A 15,888-nucleotide genomic window follows, 5' to 3' on the forward strand; every position below is an offset into this window, starting at 1 on the left:
CCCTGCTGATGATTCGGTACGACTTGCCCATGCTGGTCTGCGGCTCGGCAGTGCTCTTTTCACGGCCGCGCTGGCTGCCGCTCGATAGATTCCTCACGCCTGTCACAAATATGTGCGAGCCTCGCACCATTGCCGCAGCCACAGCGCCGTTTTGGTGCTGTACTGCACCGGGTCTTACCAGAAAGCGCAATGACGGCCGTACTGGCATAAGTCTTGCGCGCTTCAAGCCCATGCCCTGGCTCGCAGGAGGCCGCCGTGTCGATTCATGTCGCGTTGCACCACGTTACGCATTACCGCTACGACCGTGCGGTCGAACTCGGCCCGCAGATCGTGCGCTTGCGCCCGGCAGCCCACAGCCGCACGCGGATATTGTCCTACGCGCTGAAAGTGCTGCCCGAGCAACATTTCATCAACTGGCAGCAAGACCCCCAGGGCAATTACCTGGCGCGCCTGGTATTTCCGGAAAAGACTGACGAGCTGCGCATCGAAGTCGACCTGGTCGCCGAGATGGCAGTGTTCAATCCGTTCGATTTCTTCCTCGAGCCCTACGCCGAGAAAATCCCCTTCAGCTACGCCGCCGATGAGCAACGCGAACTGGCGCCGTACCTGGAAACCCTGCCGCTCACGCCCCAACTGGCCGCGTACCTGGCCGCTATCGACCGCACGCCACTGCCGGCCGTGGACTTCCTGGTCGGCCTCAACCAGCGCCTGGCCGCCGATATCGGCTACCTGATCCGCATGGAGCCGGGGGTGCAGACGCCCGAATTCACCCTGCAAAACGCCTCCGGCTCGTGCCGGGACTCGGCGTGGCTGCTGGTGCAGATCCTGCGCAACCTGGGGTTGGCGGCGCGGTTTGTGTCCGGCTACCTGATCCAGCTCACCGCCGACGTCAAAGCCCTCGACGGCCCGTCCGGCACCGACGTGGATTTCACCGACTTGCACGCCTGGTGCGAAGTGTATTTGCCCGGCGCTGGCTGGATCGGCCTGGACGCGACCTCCGGGCTGTTCGCCGGTGAAGGGCATATCCCGTTGGCCTGCAGTCCCGATCCCTCGTCTGCCGCCCCTATCAGCGGGTTGGTGGAGCCCTGCGAGTGTGAATTCACCCACGAAATGTCGGTGGAGCGCATTTGGGAGGCGCCGCGTGTCACCAAGCCTTACACCGAGGCGCAGTGGCTGGCGATCCAGGCCCTGGGCCGACAGATCGACGGCGACTTGCTCAAGGATGACGTGCGCCTGACCATGGGCGGCGAGCCGACCTTCGTGTCCATCGACGACCCTGACGGCGCCGAATGGAACACCGCGGCCCTCGGCCCGGACAAGCGCCGGCTGTCCGCCGAGCTGTTCCAGCGCATGCGCAAGCACTACGCGCCCAAGGGCCTGGTCCATTTCGGCCAGGGCAAGTGGTACCCCGGCGAGCAACTGCCGCGCTGGTCGCTGAATTGCTACTGGCGCCGCGACGGCGTACCCATTTGGCACAACAGCGCACTGATCGCCGATGAACAGGAAGACTACGGCGCGGACGGTGCAATGGCCGGGCGCTTTCTGGCCGGCGTCGCCGAGCGTCTCAAATTACCGGCGCGCTTCGTGTTCCCGGCGTTTGAAGACAATTTCTACTACCTGTGGCGCGAAGGCGCGCTGCCGCAGAACGTGACTGCCCAGGACTCACGCCTGAGCGATGACCTGGAACGCGAACGCCTGCGTAAGGTGTTCAGCCAGGGCCTGGATAAAGTCATTGGCCAGGTGCTGCCGCTGGCCCGTACCGCTGCGAATGACCGTTGGCAGAGCGGGCGCTGGTACCTGCGCGACAACCACTGCCGCCTGGTGCCGGGGGATTCGCCGCTGGGATATCGCCTGCCGTTGGCCTCGCAACCGTGGGTGACGGCGGCGGAGTATCCGTTCGTGCACCCGACCGATCCTAATCAGGATCAGCCTGCGTTGCCGGGCACAGCACAATTGCAACGCCACGAGGAGCCTGCGCCGAGTGACGAACGTGTGCCCAAGGTGGACGAGTCCGCCGACTGGCTGACGCGCACCGCACTGTGCGCCGAAGCACGGGAGGGGCGCCTCTACCTGTTCATGCCACCCCTGGAGCGGGTCGAGGATTATCTGGAGTTGGTGGCCGCCATCGAAGCCACTGCCGAAGAGCTGCACTGTCCGGTATTGCTGGAAGGCTACGAGCCGCCAGCGGATACGCGGCTGAGCAACTTCCGTGTCACGCCGGACCCGGGTGTGATCGAGGTCAACGTGCAGCCGTCCGCCACCTGGGACGAGTTGGTGGAGCGCACCGAGTTTCTCTACGAAGAAGCGCGGCAAACCCGCCTGACCACCGAGAAGTTCATGATCGACGGGCGCCATACCGGTACCGGCGGCGGCAACCACTTCGTGCTGGGTGGCGCAACGCCCAAGGACTCACCCTTCCTGCGTCGTCCGGATTTGCTGCGCAGCTTGATCAGTTACTGGCACAACCATCCGTCGTTGTCCTACCTGTTTTCCGGGCTGTTCATCGGCCCCACCTCCCAGGCGCCGCGGGTGGACGAAGCGCGCAACGATGCGCTGTACGAGCTGGAAATCGCCTTCGCGCAGATGCCTGAACCGGGCGAAGAATGCCCGCCCTGGTTGGTTGACCGCCTGCTGCGCAACCTGTTGATCGACGTGACCGGCAACACCCACCGCGCTGAATTCTGCATCGACAAGCTTTATTCACCGGATGGCGCCACCGGTCGCCTGGGCCTGCTGGAACTGCGCGCGTTCGAAATGCCGCCGCATGCACGCATGAGCCTGACCCAGCAACTGCTGTTGCGCGCGCTGGTAGCGCGGTTCTGGCGCGAACCCTACGCGCCGCCGAAACTGGCGCGCTGGGGCACTGAATTGCATGACCGGTTCCTGTTGCCGCACTGTATCGAGCAGGATTTCGCCGACGTGATCGTCGAACTCAACGCCGCCGGCTACCCGCTGCGTGCCGAGTGGTTTGCCGCACACCTGGAGTTCCGTTTCCCCAAGGTCGGCGACTACGCCGTCAGCGGCATCGAGCTGGAGCTGCGCCAGGCCCTGGAACCCTGGCACGTGCTGGGCGAGGAGGGCGCCGTGGGCGGCACGGTGCGTTATGTGGATTCGTCCCTCGAGCGCCTGCAGGTCAAGCTGACCGGCCTGCCACCGCAACGCTACTTGTTGACCTGCAACGGCATTCCGGTGCCGCTGCAACCCACCGGGCGGGTCGGCGAATTCGTCGCGGGCGTGCGCTACCGTGCCTGGCAACCGGCCAACTGCCTGCAACCGACCATTCCGGTGCATGCGCCATTGGTGTTCGACTTGCTGGATACCTGGATGCAGCGCTCGCTGGGGGGCTGTCAGTACCACGTTGCCCACCCGGGCGGGCGCAACTACGACAGCCTGCCGGTGAACGCGAATGAGGCAGAGAGCCGGCGGATGGCGCGGTTTTTCCGGTTGGGGCATAGCCCGGGCAAGCTGCCCGTGCCGACGGTGGTCATGAACGATGAATTGCCGATGACCTTGGATCTGCGGTGCTTTCCCCATAAAAATGACTGAACACGGTTGAAAATGTGGGAGGGGGTTTGCTACCTCCCACAGTAGATTGCAGTGAACTTGAGTTAATCTGAGCCCCCTTGCCCTGCCGAGCGTTCCATGTCCGACTTGCTCGACCGCTACCCGCTGACTGCGGGCACTTATCATGAACTGCTGGACGACAGCGGTGCGGTGCGTGCCCATTGGGGGCGCCTGCTTGATCACCTGCAGCGCAGCACCCCGGCGCAACTGGCCCAGCGCCAGGCGTTGCTGACCCGGCAGATCCAGGAAAACGGCGTGACCTACAACGTCTACGCCGACCCCAAGGGTGCCGACCGCCCTTGGGAGTTGGACCTGCTGCCCCATGTGCTGGCCGCCGATGAGTGGCAGCACTTGTCGGCCGGCATTGCCCAGCGTGCGCGCTTGCTAGACGCGGTATTGGCCGACCTGTACGGCCCTCAGCGCCTGATCAAGGAAGGCTTGCTGCCAGCGGAGCTGGTGTTCGGCCACAACAATTTCCTGTGGCCGTGCCAGGGCATCCAGCCGCCTGAGGGGGCTTTTTTACACCTGTACGCCGTGGACCTGGCGCGCACCCCCGACGGCCGCTGGTGGGTTACCGCCGACCGTACCCAGGCGCCATCGGGCGCCGGGTATGCGCTGGAAAACCGCACCATCGTGTCCCGCGCCTTCCCGGACCTGTACCGCGACCTGCAAGTGCAACACCTGGGCGGGTTTTTCCGCACCTTGCAGGAAACCCTCGCCCGCCAGGCCCCAGGCGATGACCAGACGCCGCTGATCGTGTTGCTGACCCCGGGGCGCTTCAACGAAAGTTACTTCGAGCACCTTTACCTCGCCCGCCAGCTCGGCTATCCGCTGGTTGAAGGCGGTGACCTCACCGTGCGCGACAGCTGCGTGTTCCTCAAGACCCTCAGCGGCCTGCGCCGGGTGCACGCGATCATGCGCCGCCTCGACGACGACTTCTGTGACCCGCTGGAGCTGCGCACCGACTCGGCCCTCGGCGTACCCGGCCTGCTCGACGCTGTGCGCCAAGGCAATGTGCTGGTGGCCAACGCGCTGGGCAGCGGCGTGCTGGAGTCCCCCGGACTGCTGGGCTTTCTGCCGAAGATCAACGAATTCCTGTTCGGCGAAGAACTGATCCTGCCGTCCATCGCCACCTGGTGGTGCGGCGAAGCGCCGGTGCTGGCCGAGGCTCTGGAAAAACTCCCGGAGCTGCTGATCAAACCGGCATTTCCCTCCCAGAGCTTTGCCCCGGTATTCGGTCGCGACCTGGATGACCAGCAACGCCAGGCCCTGGCCGAACGCATGCGCGCCCGGCCCTACGCCTATGTCGCCCAGGAGCTGGCGCAACTGTCGCAAGCACCGGTGTGGCACACCGTGGATGACCATCTGCAACACCGCGCCATCGGCATGCGTGTGTACGCCGTCGCCAGCGAAGAGGGTTACCGCGTGCTGCCCGGCGGCCTGACCCGCGTGGCGGCCGAGGCCGATGCCGAAGTCGTGTCGATGCAGCGCGGTGGCGCGAGCAAGGACACCTGGGTCCTCGGTGAGCGCGCCACCGGGGGCGAGCATTGGCGTGCGCAACGGTCGATTGGCGTGCATGACCTGGTGCGCCGCGACCCTTATCTGCCGTCGCGGGTGGTGGAAAACCTGTTCTGGTTCGGCCGCTATTGCGAACGTTGCGACGACAGCGCACGTTGGCTGCGCATCGTGCTGGCGCGTTATGTGGACGGTGACGACCCGCTGGCCTTGCAGGCGGCCGTGGAATTGGGTGAGAACCTGCGCCTGCTGCCGGAAGAGGGCGAGCTGCCCGAGCGCCTGCTCGCCGCGCTGCTTGGCGATGACTGGCCGTCGAGCCTGCGCGCCAACCTGCAGCGCTTGCAGTGGGCGGCGTCCCAAGTGCGCGGCAAGTTGTCCCGGGAGAACTGGCAAGCGTTGGTGGAGTTGCAGCGCGAAGCCATGGAGCTGGAAAGCGAAGCGCCGGACTTCGGCGAGTTGCTGGATTTTCTCAACCGCCTGGTGATGTCGCTGGCGGCGCTGTCCGGCTTCGCGCTGGACGACATGACGCGTGACGAAGGCTGGCGTTTCCTGATGATGGGGCGGCGCATCGAGCGCCTGCAATTCCTTAGCAGCAGTCTGGCGGCGTTCCTGCGAGGCGTGGCGGTGTTCGATCAGGCCGGGCTGGAATGGTTGCTGGAACTGGGCAACAGCAGCATCACCTATCGCTCGCGCTACCTGGCGGTGCCGCAATTGATCCCGGTGCTCGACCTGTTGTTGCTGGATGAGCAGAACCCCCATGCGGTGTTGTTCCAGTTGAAACTGGTCAGCCGTACCGTGCGTCGACTGAATGACGATTTCGGCGTGCCGCGTGAAACCGGTCTGGGCCCGCTGGTAGAACGTCTTGGGCGTTTCGACCTGGGCTGCCTGGAGAACGGCTTGTTTGGCGAACCCAGCGTGCGTGCCGCGCTTGACGGCCTGGCGGACCTGCTGCAAGCGGTCGCCGATGAAAGCGGGCAAGTGTCGGACCGCCTGGCGTTGCGACACTTTGCCCATGTGGATGATGTCAGCCAGCAAACGGTGTCGCTGTGATGAGTGCGCGCTACCAGATTTTCCACGACACCCATTACCACTACGACAGCCCGGTGTCCCTGGCCCAGCAGCTGGCGCACTTGTGGCCACGGCCGTGTGCGTGGCAGCGTTGCAGTTCGCAGCAGTTGGATATCAGCCCGCAGCCGTCGTCACGGCGTGATGAGCTGGACGTATTCGGCAACCCCATCACGCGATTGGCCTTCGAGCGACCCCATGACGAACTGCTGGTCAATGCCGGCCTGACTGTGGAGGTGCTGGCGCGCCCGGTGCTGGACTTCCAGCAATCACCGGCCTGGGACCAGACCCGCGACAGCCTCACCTACAGCAGCCAGCCGCTGACGCTCGAAGTGATCGAGGCGTGCCGCTATCGCTTCGAATCGCCTTATGTGCACCTGAAGCAGACCTTTGTCGAGTTCTCCGCAAGCTGTTTCCCGCCAGCGCGTCCACTGTTGGTCGGCGTGCAGGCGTTGATGGAAAAGATCTTCAGTGAGTTCACCTTCGATGCCGAAGCCACCCAGGTCGCCACGCCGCTGGTGGAAGTGCTCGAGCGCCGGCGTGGCGTGTGCCAGGACTTCGCCCACCTGATGCTCGCTTGCCTGCGCTCACGCGGGCTGGCGGCGCGTTACATCAGCGGCTACTTGCTCACCCAGCCACCGCCCGGCCAGGCACGGCTGATCGGTGCCGATGCGTCCCACGCGTGGGTGTCGGTGTATTGCCCGGTGTCAGGCTGGGTGGATTTTGATCCGACGAATAATGTGCAGCCGGCACTGGAGCACATCACCCTGGCCTGGGGCCGGGACTTTTCCGATGTGTCGCCGTTGCGGGGGGTGATCCTGGGGGGAGGGAGCCATGACCCGGAGGTGCGGGTGACGGTGATGCCGCTGCAATAGGGGCAGATTGTGGTGAACCGGGCAAACCAGTTCACCACAAAGGAAATTATTCAGCCGGATCTTTTGGTGTTTCGTTCTCGTCGCTCGTTTCTTCACCGTCGACGTCTGCGGTCAGCCCATTGGCCTCGTCTTCTGCAGCGGCTTTTTTGCGTTGCAGTTTTTCCTCTTTCTTCTGCTCCTTGGCCAAGTCTCTCTGACGTTTGGCGAAGGAGTAATTAGGTTTGGCCATGGGCGATCCTCTAGGGTCGAAGGTGAGGGTGGCGGCGCGCAGCTGCCTTGGGTTGCCATGGTAGCAGTTTCAAGGCGTGCTTTGCCTTCACTTACCGCAGGCGTAGGCGGCCAACAGGCCGTTGAACAATTGATTGAGGTGCATGGCTCGGACTCCGGTGGGGGTGGGCCGATCATAGAAAGGTCTTATGACTTTGGCTGTTAGATTGTGTTGATAAGTCTGATAGCCTAAAGTTGTATACAATCTGTTGATTCAGATCATGAGAATTCCTGCCTTTATCAGGCACCCTTGCCGCACTACGCGTTTTCTAAACCCTGCCCTGGAGATTCACATGTTTGCAAAAATCGTTGCTGTTTCCCTGCTGACACTGGCGAGCGGCCAGTTGCTTGCTGCAGAGTGCGCGGTCACCGTTGACTCCACCGATCAGATGTCCTTCAACACCAAGGAAATCACCATCGACAAGAGCTGCAAGACCTTCACCGTAAACCTGGAACACTCGGGCAACCTGCCGAAAAACGTCATGGGCCACAACTGGGTACTGACCACCAAGGCTGACATGCCGGCCGTTGCCACCGACGGCATGGCCGCTGGCATCGACAAGAACTACCTGAAAGAAGGCGACACTCGTGTGATCGCCCACACCAAGATCATTGGCGCCGGCGAGAAAGATTCGGTGACCTTCGATGTGTCGAAACTGGCTGCGGGCACTGAATACGAGTTCTTCTGCTCGTTCCCGGGCCACAACTCGATGATGAAAGGCGCCGTGGTGCTTAAGTAAGACCGCGTTATCGTTCATCGGCGGCAAGCCCCCTCCCACACTGGCTGTGTTCACCAGTCAAATGTGCGAGGGGGCTTGCCCCGATAGCGGTCCAACGATCACCACACAACTATCTGACTACCTCACGGCGCAAATGGCATGACCCGCTTGTGCTCGGTCTTGCGATACGTCTCGCAGATGATCTTGAACGCCTCCTCACGCACCGCTTCACCGTGCAAAAACGCATCGATCTCGGCGTAGGTCACGCCATGTGACGCCTCGTCCGGCTTGCCCGGCGACAAATCTTCCAGATCCGCCGTCGGCACCTTCTCCACCAGCGATTCCGGTGCACCGAAGTGCCGCGCAATCGACCGCACCTGGTTCTTCACCAGCCCGCTTAAGGGTGCCAGGTCGCACGCGCCATCACCGAACTTGGTGAAAAAGCCCATCACCGCTTCCGCCGCATGGTCGGTGCCGATCACCAGGCCACCGGCCGCGCCAGCGATGGTGTACTGCGCCACCATGCGCATGCGCGCCTTGGTATTGCCCAGCACGAAGTCGCGCGATGCCACCGGCTTGCCTTCAAAGGCCGCCACTTCACCGGCCAGGGCCTTGACCGCCGGGCCGATATTGACGGTATGGCGCTCGTCCGGCTCAATAAAGTCCACCGAGGCCTGGGCGTCGATTTCATCGAACTGGGTTTCGTAGGGCAGGCGTACCGCGATAAAACGGTAAGCCTCGTCGCCGGTGCTGGCGCGCAGTTCCTGCATCGCGCGTTGGGCCAGCAGGCCTGCGGTGAGCGAGTCGACGCCACCGCTGATGCCCAGCACCAGCGTCTTGAGGCCAGCGTTGCGCAGGCAATCCTGGATGAAGGTGACGCGGCGGGCGACCTCGGCCTCGAGGGCCGCCTGGTCCTGGAACGGTGCTTGAACCTTGAGCTGCTGCGCAATCTCACGCTGTACGGCTTGCATGATTCACTCCTTGCTGGAAAGGGCAGGTACTTTGAAAACGTGCCGCAAATAGGCGACAAAATTCGGATCGGTGCAGTGGGTCTTGCCCGCTTCATCGGAAATCTTTGCGACGGGCTGGCCGTTGCAGGCAGTCATTTTAAGCACGATGCTCATCGGTTCCACACCCGGAATGTCGCAGGTCAGGTTGGTGCCGATGCCGAAGCTCACATTGATCCGGCCACGCAGCGCGCGGAAGATCTCCAGCGCCTTGGGCAGCGACAGGCTGTCGGAGAACACCAACGTCTTGCTCATCGGTTCGATGCCGAGCTTGTGATAGTGGGCGATGGCTTTTTCCGCCCACTGCACCGGGTCGCCGGAATCGTGGCGCAGGCCATCGAACAGCTTGGCGAAGTACAGATCGAAGTCGCCGAGGAACGCGTCGGTGGTGATGCAGTCGGTCAGGGCAATGCCCAGCAGGCCACGGTATTCGCGGACCCAGCAATCGAGGGCGGCGATCTGGCTGTCGATCAGGCGCGGGCCGAGCTGCTGGTGGGCCATGATCCATTCGTGGGCCATGGTGCCCAGGGGTTTCATGTCCAGCTCGCGGGCCAGGTGCACGTTGCTGGTGCCGACGAAACGCCCGGGAAAGTCATGCTTGAGCACACTGACCACTTCTTCCTGTACCCGGTACGAGAAGCGCCGGCGCGTGCCGAAGTCAGCCACCTGCAGTTCGGACAGCTCATCGCTGCTGGCATTGGCCGTCAGCCAATCGAACTTGCGGTACAGCTGCTCGCGGGCCTGTTCGAGGATCACGCTCTGGTAGCGGTAGCGGTTGCGCACCTCGCTGACGATGGCCAGCATCGGCACCTCAAACAGGATCACATGCAACCACGGCCCGCGCAGGCGGATGAACAACTCGCCGTTCTCGATGCCGGTCTGCACGTACCGCAGGTTGAAGCGGAACAGGCCGAGGAAGCGCAAAAAGTCCGGCTTCATGAAGCTGATACGCTCCAGGAAGCCCAGCTGGTCCGGGCTCAGGCTCAGTTCGGCGAGGCGTTCGATCTGGTAGCGGATTTCCGCCAGGTAGGGACGCAGGTCTTCACTGTTACGGCAACGAAACTCCCATTCAACTTCCACGTTCGGGTAGTTGTGCAGCACCGCCTGCATCATGGTCAGCTTGTAGAAGTCGGTGTCGAGCAGGTTCTGCACGATGCGATCGGCAAACACACTCTCGCTCATAACGGGAATCTCCAGACGGGTCGGCGATGGGCGCCGGCCTTTACGCACAATTAAGGAAGGGGGCTAGTGGCGCATAGACCTGTGGGGTTTTGCCAGTGATTTTTTTCGGTAAGGCCACTGGCCTCATCGGGGGCAAGCCCCCTCCCGCACTGACTGCATTCACACATTTGGACCGCTGAACACCGTAAAGGTGGGAGGGGGCTTGCCCCCGATAGCGTTATTCCAGGCGCTAAATAACCTGCTCCATCATCCATTTCACAAACTCCCGCACCTTGGGCACCTCTGCCGAATGCTCCGGGTACGCGAGGTAGTAGGCATCCTGACTCGGCATTGCATGCTGCCAGGGAATGACCAGCTTGCCGTCCGCCAGTTCCTCCTCGACCAGGAAACGCGGCAACAAGGCCACGCCACACCCCACTTGCGCGGCACGAATGCACATGTAAAACGTATCGAAACGCGGCCCGTGGTAGCTGTGCTCGGTCTGGAGGCCCTGGTCGGCGAACCAGTCGTGCCAGCCCTGGGGGCGCGAGGCATTTTGCAGCAGCACCAGTTCGCTCAGTTGGGTGGGGTCGGTAAAAGGCCTTGCCGGCAGGCTTTCCGGCGCACACACCGGCACAAGCTCTTCGCTGAACAGCTTCAGGCTTTCGGTGCCCGGGCGTGAGCCCTGGCCGAAGTAGAAGGCCATGTCGGCCTTGCCTTGCAGCAATTCGTCCGGCTCCTGTTCGTTGCACAGGTCCAGGTGAATGTGCGGGTGACGCAACCGCCAGCCCTTGAGGCGCGGCACCAGCCAGCGCGCGCCGAAAGTGTAGGGCGTGGACACCCGCAGTACTTCGGTCTCGCCGCCGTAGGAGCGCAGGTAGTGGGTGGACATCTCCACCTGGGTGAGGATTTTTCTCACTTCCACCAGGTACAGATCCCCCGCCGGGGTCATCTGCAAGCGACGACGCACGCGGCGGAACAGCAGGTGTTGCAGCAATTCCTCGAGCTGCGCCACCTGCTTGCTCACGGCGCTCTGGGTGAGGTTCAGCTCCTCGGCGGCACGGGTGAAGCTCAGGTGCCGGGTGGCGGCTTCGAAACACTGCAGGGCAGTGATCGAGGGCAAATGTCTTTTGTTCAGCACGGCGTGCCTCTTCTTATGCTTTGCATGAATAAACGGAATGATATCTCGCCTAATCGTCGTTTGTTGGCAAGTCTCGGGCCAGCTACAAATAAGGCCTGGATCGCCGCGTGTGCAGCGGCGCGAATTTTTGATGTTGCAGATTGAAGGAGTGACCCATGGTTGCCGCATTGCTTGATCGTCTCGGGGTAGACCCGGCGCTGTACCAGGCGGGGAAAAACCCTGTGCATTCGCCCATCGATGGCAGCCGCATCGGCAGCGTGCACTGGGAAGGTGCCGCCGAGGTCGAGCAACAGGTCAGTCGCGCCGAGCATGCATTCGAGGCCTGGCGCAACGTGCCGGCCCCGCGCCGTGGTGAGCTGGTGCGCCAGTTCGGCGACGTGCTGCGCCAATACAAGGCCGACCTGGGCGAATTGGTGTCGTGGGAAGCGGGCAAGATCACCCAGGAAGGCCTGGGGGAAGTGCAGGAGATGATCGACATCTGCGACTTCGCCGTCGGCCTGTCGCGCCAGCTCTACGGCTTGACCATCGCCTCCGAGCGCCCCGGCCATCACATGCGTGAAACCTGGCACCCGCTGGGCGTGGTGGGCGTCATCAGTGCCTTCAACTTCCCGGTCGCGGTGTGGGCGTGGAACACCGCCCTGGCCCTGGTGTGCGGCAATGCCGTGATCTGGAAACCCTCGGAAAAAACCCCGCTGACCGCCCTGGCCTGCCAGGCGCTGTTCGAGCGCGTGGTGAAGAATTTCAGCGATGCGCCGCCGTACCTCAGCCAAGTGATCATCGGTGGTCGCGACGCTGGCGCCGCGCTGGTGGATGACCCGCGCGTGGCCCTGATCAGCGCCACTGGCAGCACCCGCATGGGCCGTGAAGTGGCACCGAAAGTCGCCGCGCGGTTTGCCCGCAGCATTCTCGAACTGGGCGGCAACAACGCGATGATCCTCGGCCCGAGCGCCGACCTGGACATGGCCGTCCGCGCCATCCTGTTCAGTGCGGTGGGCACCGCCGGCCAGCGTTGCACCACCCTGCGCCGGCTGATCGCCCATGAGTCGGTGAAGGCGGAAATCGTCACCCGCCTGAAGGCAGCCTATTCCAACGTGCGTATCGGCCACCCGCTGGAAGGCAACCTGATCGGCCCGCTGATCGACAAGCAGGGCTTCGAAAATATGCAGGACGCCCTGGAGCAGGCCCTGAGCGAGGGCGGCAAGGTGTTCGGCGGCAAGCGCCAGTTGGAGGAACAATTCCCGAATGCTTACTACGTATCGCCGGCCATCGTCGAAATGCCCGAGCAAAGCGACGTGGTCTGCACCGAAACCTTCGCGCCGATCCTCTACGTGGTCGGCTACACCGACTTCACCGAGGCCCTGCGCCTGAACAACGCCGTGCCCCAGGGCCTGTCGTCGTGCATCTTCACCACCGATGTGCGCGAAGCCGAGCAGTTCATGTCGGCAGTGGGCAGTGACTGCGGCATCGCCAACGTCAACATCGGCCCTAGCGGTGCGGAAATCGGCGGCGCGTTTGGTGGCGAGAAAGAGACCGGCGGTGGACGTGAGTCGGGATCGGATGCGTGGCGCGGGTACATGCGCCGCCAGACCAATACCGTGAACTACTCGCTGGAATTGCCGCTGGCGCAGGGCATCACCTTCGACTAGCCCAATATGGGAGGGGGCTTGCCCCCTCCCATATTTGACCTCATTTGCAGTTCAAAATAGTTGCTTGTTGGGTCTCACCGGAGTCTGGCAATGGCATTACGCGAAACATGTTTGTGGGAGTACCTTACCCCCAGCCGGCCGGATCACGCCGCGCTCGAGGGCGAGGTCAAGGTGGACGTGTGCGTGATCGGCGCTGGCATCACCGGTTTGTCAGCAGCCATTCACTTGCTGGAACAGGGCAAAAGCGTCGCCGTGCTGGAGGCCCATCGCACGGGTCACGGTGGTTCGGGGCGTAATGTGGGGCTGGTGAATGCCGGCCTGTGGATACCCCCGGACGAGATCGAAGCCGGTTTCGGCGAAGCGGTCGGCAGTCAGCTCAACCGCATGCTGGGGGCGGCACCGTCGCTGGTGTTCAGCCTGATCGATAAATACAACATCGATTGCCAACTGCGCCGCGAAGGCACCTTGCACATGGCGCACAACGCCCGGGGCGAGGCGGACTTGCGCAGTCGTGAAGAACAATGGAAACGCCGCGGCGCCCCGGTGGAATTGCTCACAGGCCAGGCCTGCGAGCAAGCCACGGGAACCCGGAAAATTGCCGCCGCCTTGCTGGATCGGCGTGCTGGCACCTTGAACCCGATGGCCTACACCAGCGGTTTGGCAACTGCCGCCGTGGGCTTGGGCGGGCAACTGTTCGATCATTCACCGGTCACGCAACTGGAGCGGCAAGGCGCGCAATGGTCGGTGCAAACCGCCCGAGGATCGGTGCAGGCCGCGCAAGTAGTGATCGCCTCCAACGCCTACACCGAAGGCGAGTGGACCGAGCTGCGGCGTAATTTTTTCCCCGGTTATTACTACCAGGTCGCGTCGGCGCCGTTGACCGACGTCGCCGCCGAAAAAATCCTGCCCGGCGGCCAGGGATCCTGGGATACGCGCCAGGTCTTGAGCAGCATTCGCCGCGACGCCGAGGGTCGCCTGTTGCTCGGCAGCCTGGGCAACGGCAACCAGAAACCAGCATGGTTTCTGAAGGCGTGGGCCGATCGGGTGCAGCAACACTACTTCCCGTATCTCAAATCGGTGCAGTGGGAGTACACCTGGACCGGCTGCATCGCCTTCACCCCGGACCACCTGATGCGCCTGTTCGAACCGGCACCGGGCGTGGTGGCAGTAACGGGGTATAACGGGCGCGGCGTCACCACCGGCAGCGTCGTCGGCAAGGCCTTCGCCGACTATCTGTGTCACCAGAATCCCCAGGCGTTGCCTATTCCGTTCGCCCCGATGCAGCCCCTGGCAGGGGTGGGTCTGCGCAGTTGTCTGTATGAAGCTGGATTCTCGCTGTATCACGCGGGCCAATGCTTGCGGATCGTGATCTGATCAGCGAAATACTGCTCAAAAGCCGGCATTTTCTTAGCAGGCTACTAATCTGTATTGGTGCAAGTCGTAGCAATCTCGCACTGTAAATGTGCAGTTCCGTTACGTCGTCTGTTACAGCTGTAGGAACTGTCGTTTATAGGCTTGGTTGCAGGTGCGACCTGCCAGGGTTGTACTTTTTTGCTCTTTGGGTTGCACCTGTTGATGCTGGCGGGTTGCACGTCCCGACGAGCGGCGCGCAAGCGCCTGTAAACACAATGACACCGTGTCTTTTTGAAGAATAAAAACCTAATGGCACGCGCTTTGCTCTGAGCTTTCAGTGAAAAGTTTGAATGCAAGTCGTCGTGCCTAAAATCAAAAATATCGGAGCACCACTCATGTCCCAGACGTTTTACAAGAAAGGTTTTCTGGCCCTCGCCGTTGCAGCGGCGCTGGGTGTTTCTACGTTTGTTCAAGCTGATGTGAAGATCGGCGTCGCGGGGCCCATGACGGGCGCCAACGCCGCTTTCGGTGAGCAGTACATGAAGGGTGCCCAGGCGGCGGCCGATACCATCAACAAGGCCGGCGGCATCAACGGCGAGAAAATCGTGCTGGTGGCCGGCGACGACGCGTGTGAGCCCAAGCAGGCCGTGGCCGTGGCCAACCGTCTGGCTGACCAGGACAAAGTCATCGGCGTGGTTGGGCACTTCTGCTCCTCCAACACCATCCCGGCGTCCGAGGTGTATGACGAAGCGGGCATCATCGCTATCACCCCAGGCTCCACCAACCCACAAGTCACCGAACGCGGCCTCGGCGCCATGTTCCGTATGTGCGGGCGTGACGACCAGCAGGGCATTGTGGCCGGCGACTACATCGTCGATGTGCTCAAGGGCAAGAAAGTCGCGGTCATCAACGACAAGGACACCTACGGCAAAGGCCTGGCCGATGCCACCGCTGCCCAGTTGACCAAACGCGGCGTCAAGCCGGTGCTGGAAGAAGGCCTGACCCGCGGCGAGAAAGACTTCAGCGCCCTGGTCACCAAGATCCGTTCCATGGGCGCTGACGTCGTGTACTTCGGCGGCCTGCACCCGGAAGCCGGTCCACTGGTTCGCCAGATCCGTGAAGCCGGTCTGAAAGACGTCAAGTTCATGTCCGACGACGGCGTCGTGACCGACGAGTTGGTGGCCACCGCTGGCGGCGCGCAATACGTCGACGGCGTGTACATGACCTTCGGCGCCGACCCGCGCCTGCTGCCAGACAGCAAGGCTGTGGTGGAAGAGTTCCGTAAGAATGGTACCGAGCCTGAAGGCTACACCCTCTACGCCTACGCATCGGTCCAGGCCCTGGCCGCCGGTTTCAACGGTGCCAAGTCCAACAAGGGCGAAGATGCGGCCAAGTGGCTCAAGGCTAATCCGGTAAAAACCGTCATGGGCGAAAAAGCCTGGGATTCGAAGGGTGACCTGAAGATCTCCGACTACGTGGTTTACCAGTGGGATAAAGACGGCAAATACCACCAGTTGGAAAAACAGAAGTAATCCGAACTGACTGCGTCACCCTGTAGGAGCGAGCTTGCTCGCG

General features: G+C 62.6%; 11 protein-coding genes. 7 read left to right on the forward strand and 4 right to left on the reverse strand.

Annotated features, from left to right (window positions below; translation table 11 throughout):
• Window positions 1-255 precede the first annotated feature (255 nt).
• From CQ041_RS19135 to CQ041_RS19145, 3 genes are all read left to right on the forward strand, one after another.
• Entirely contained in the window at window positions 256-3,546 is a 3,291-nt protein-coding gene (locus tag CQ041_RS19135) for a DUF2126 domain-containing protein (protein WP_105521986.1), read from the forward strand.
• Between the two features lie 96 nt (window positions 3,547-3,642).
• Window positions 3,643-6,129, forward strand: coding sequence for a circularly permuted type 2 ATP-grasp protein (locus tag CQ041_RS19140; RefSeq protein ID WP_105521985.1), 2,487 nt, complete (start codon window positions 3,643-3,645; stop codon window positions 6,127-6,129).
• Window positions 6,129-7,019, forward strand: a complete 891-nt coding sequence (locus CQ041_RS19145; protein ID WP_105521984.1) for a transglutaminase family protein — start codon at window positions 6,129-6,131, stop codon at window positions 7,017-7,019. Before CQ041_RS19140 ends, CQ041_RS19145 begins: the two co-directional genes overlap by 1 nt.
• Before the next feature lie 46 nt (window positions 7,020-7,065).
• Here CQ041_RS19145 and CQ041_RS19150 read toward each other — a convergent pair whose 3' ends face one another.
• Entirely contained in the window at window positions 7,066-7,248 is a 183-nt protein-coding gene (locus CQ041_RS19150) for a hypothetical protein (protein WP_105521983.1), read from the reverse strand.
• 331 nt (window positions 7,249-7,579) lie between these two features.
• Here CQ041_RS19150 and azu point away from each other — a divergent pair, with 331 nt between their 5' ends.
• The gene (azu, locus tag CQ041_RS19160) at window positions 7,580-8,026 is read left to right on the forward strand and encodes an azurin (RefSeq protein WP_105521982.1); all 447 of its coding nucleotides are present in this window, start codon (window positions 7,580-7,582) and stop codon (window positions 8,024-8,026) included.
• Between the two features lie 122 nt (window positions 8,027-8,148).
• On the opposite strand, the gene nadE is transcribed toward azu, so the two are convergent.
• From nadE to CQ041_RS19175, 3 genes are all read right to left on the reverse strand, one after another.
• Entirely contained in the window at window positions 8,149-8,976 is an 828-nt protein-coding gene (nadE, locus tag CQ041_RS19165; protein WP_105521981.1) for an ammonia-dependent NAD(+) synthetase, read from the reverse strand.
• 3 nt (window positions 8,977-8,979) lie between these two features.
• On the reverse strand, window positions 8,980-10,194 hold the full coding sequence (gene pncB / locus CQ041_RS19170) for a nicotinate phosphoribosyltransferase (RefSeq protein ID WP_105521980.1): 1,215 nt from the start codon (window positions 10,192-10,194) through the stop codon (window positions 8,980-8,982).
• Between the two features lie 229 nt (window positions 10,195-10,423).
• Window positions 10,424-11,314, reverse strand: a complete 891-nt coding sequence (locus tag CQ041_RS19175; RefSeq protein ID WP_105521979.1) for a LysR family transcriptional regulator — start codon at window positions 11,312-11,314, stop codon at window positions 10,424-10,426.
• A gap of 155 nt (window positions 11,315-11,469) precedes the next feature.
• Here CQ041_RS19175 and CQ041_RS19180 point away from each other — a divergent pair, with 155 nt between their 5' ends.
• The 3 genes from CQ041_RS19180 to CQ041_RS19190 all read left to right on the forward strand — a co-directional run bounded on the left by CQ041_RS19180 (window position 11,470) and on the right by CQ041_RS19190 (window position 15,845).
• Entirely contained in the window at window positions 11,470-12,960 is a 1,491-nt protein-coding gene (locus tag CQ041_RS19180; protein ID WP_105521978.1) for an aldehyde dehydrogenase family protein, read from the forward strand.
• A 90-nt stretch (window positions 12,961-13,050) separates the two neighbouring features.
• Complete coding sequence (locus tag CQ041_RS19185) at window positions 13,051-14,334, forward strand: FAD-binding oxidoreductase (protein ID WP_105521977.1); 1,284 nt, start codon at window positions 13,051-13,053, stop codon at window positions 14,332-14,334.
• Between the two features lie 374 nt (window positions 14,335-14,708).
• The gene (locus tag CQ041_RS19190; protein WP_105521976.1) at window positions 14,709-15,845 is read left to right on the forward strand and encodes a branched-chain amino acid ABC transporter substrate-binding protein; all 1,137 of its coding nucleotides are present in this window, start codon (window positions 14,709-14,711) and stop codon (window positions 15,843-15,845) included.
• Window positions 15,846-15,888 lie beyond the last annotated feature (43 nt).

This window comes from Pseudomonas sp. MYb60, assembly GCF_002979555.1.
Classification (GTDB): Bacteria; Pseudomonadota; Gammaproteobacteria; order Pseudomonadales; family Pseudomonadaceae; genus Aquipseudomonas.

Coding starts and splice junctions, on each gene's coding strand:
- CQ041_RS19180 (WP_105521978.1), top strand. CDS start 11,470: ATGGTTGCCGCATTGCTTGATCGTCTCGGGGTAGACCCGGCGCTGTAC.
- CQ041_RS19145 (WP_105521984.1), top strand. CDS start 6,129: ATGAGTGCGCGCTACCAGATTTTCCACGACACCCATTACCACTACGAC.
- azu (WP_105521982.1), top strand. CDS start 7,580: ATGTTTGCAAAAATCGTTGCTGTTTCCCTGCTGACACTGGCGAGCGGC.
- CQ041_RS19185 (WP_105521977.1), top strand. CDS start 13,051: ATGGCATTACGCGAAACATGTTTGTGGGAGTACCTTACCCCCAGCCGG.
- CQ041_RS19150 (WP_105521983.1), bottom strand. CDS start 7,248: ATGGCCAAACCTAATTACTCCTTCGCCAAACGTCAGAGAGACTTGGCC.
- nadE (WP_105521981.1), bottom strand. CDS start 8,976: ATGCAAGCCGTACAGCGTGAGATTGCGCAGCAGCTCAAGGTTCAAGCA.
- CQ041_RS19140 (WP_105521985.1), top strand. CDS start 3,643: ATGTCCGACTTGCTCGACCGCTACCCGCTGACTGCGGGCACTTATCAT.
- CQ041_RS19190 (WP_105521976.1), top strand. CDS start 14,709: ATGTCCCAGACGTTTTACAAGAAAGGTTTTCTGGCCCTCGCCGTTGCA.
- pncB (WP_105521980.1), bottom strand. CDS start 10,194: ATGAGCGAGAGTGTGTTTGCCGATCGCATCGTGCAGAACCTGCTCGAC.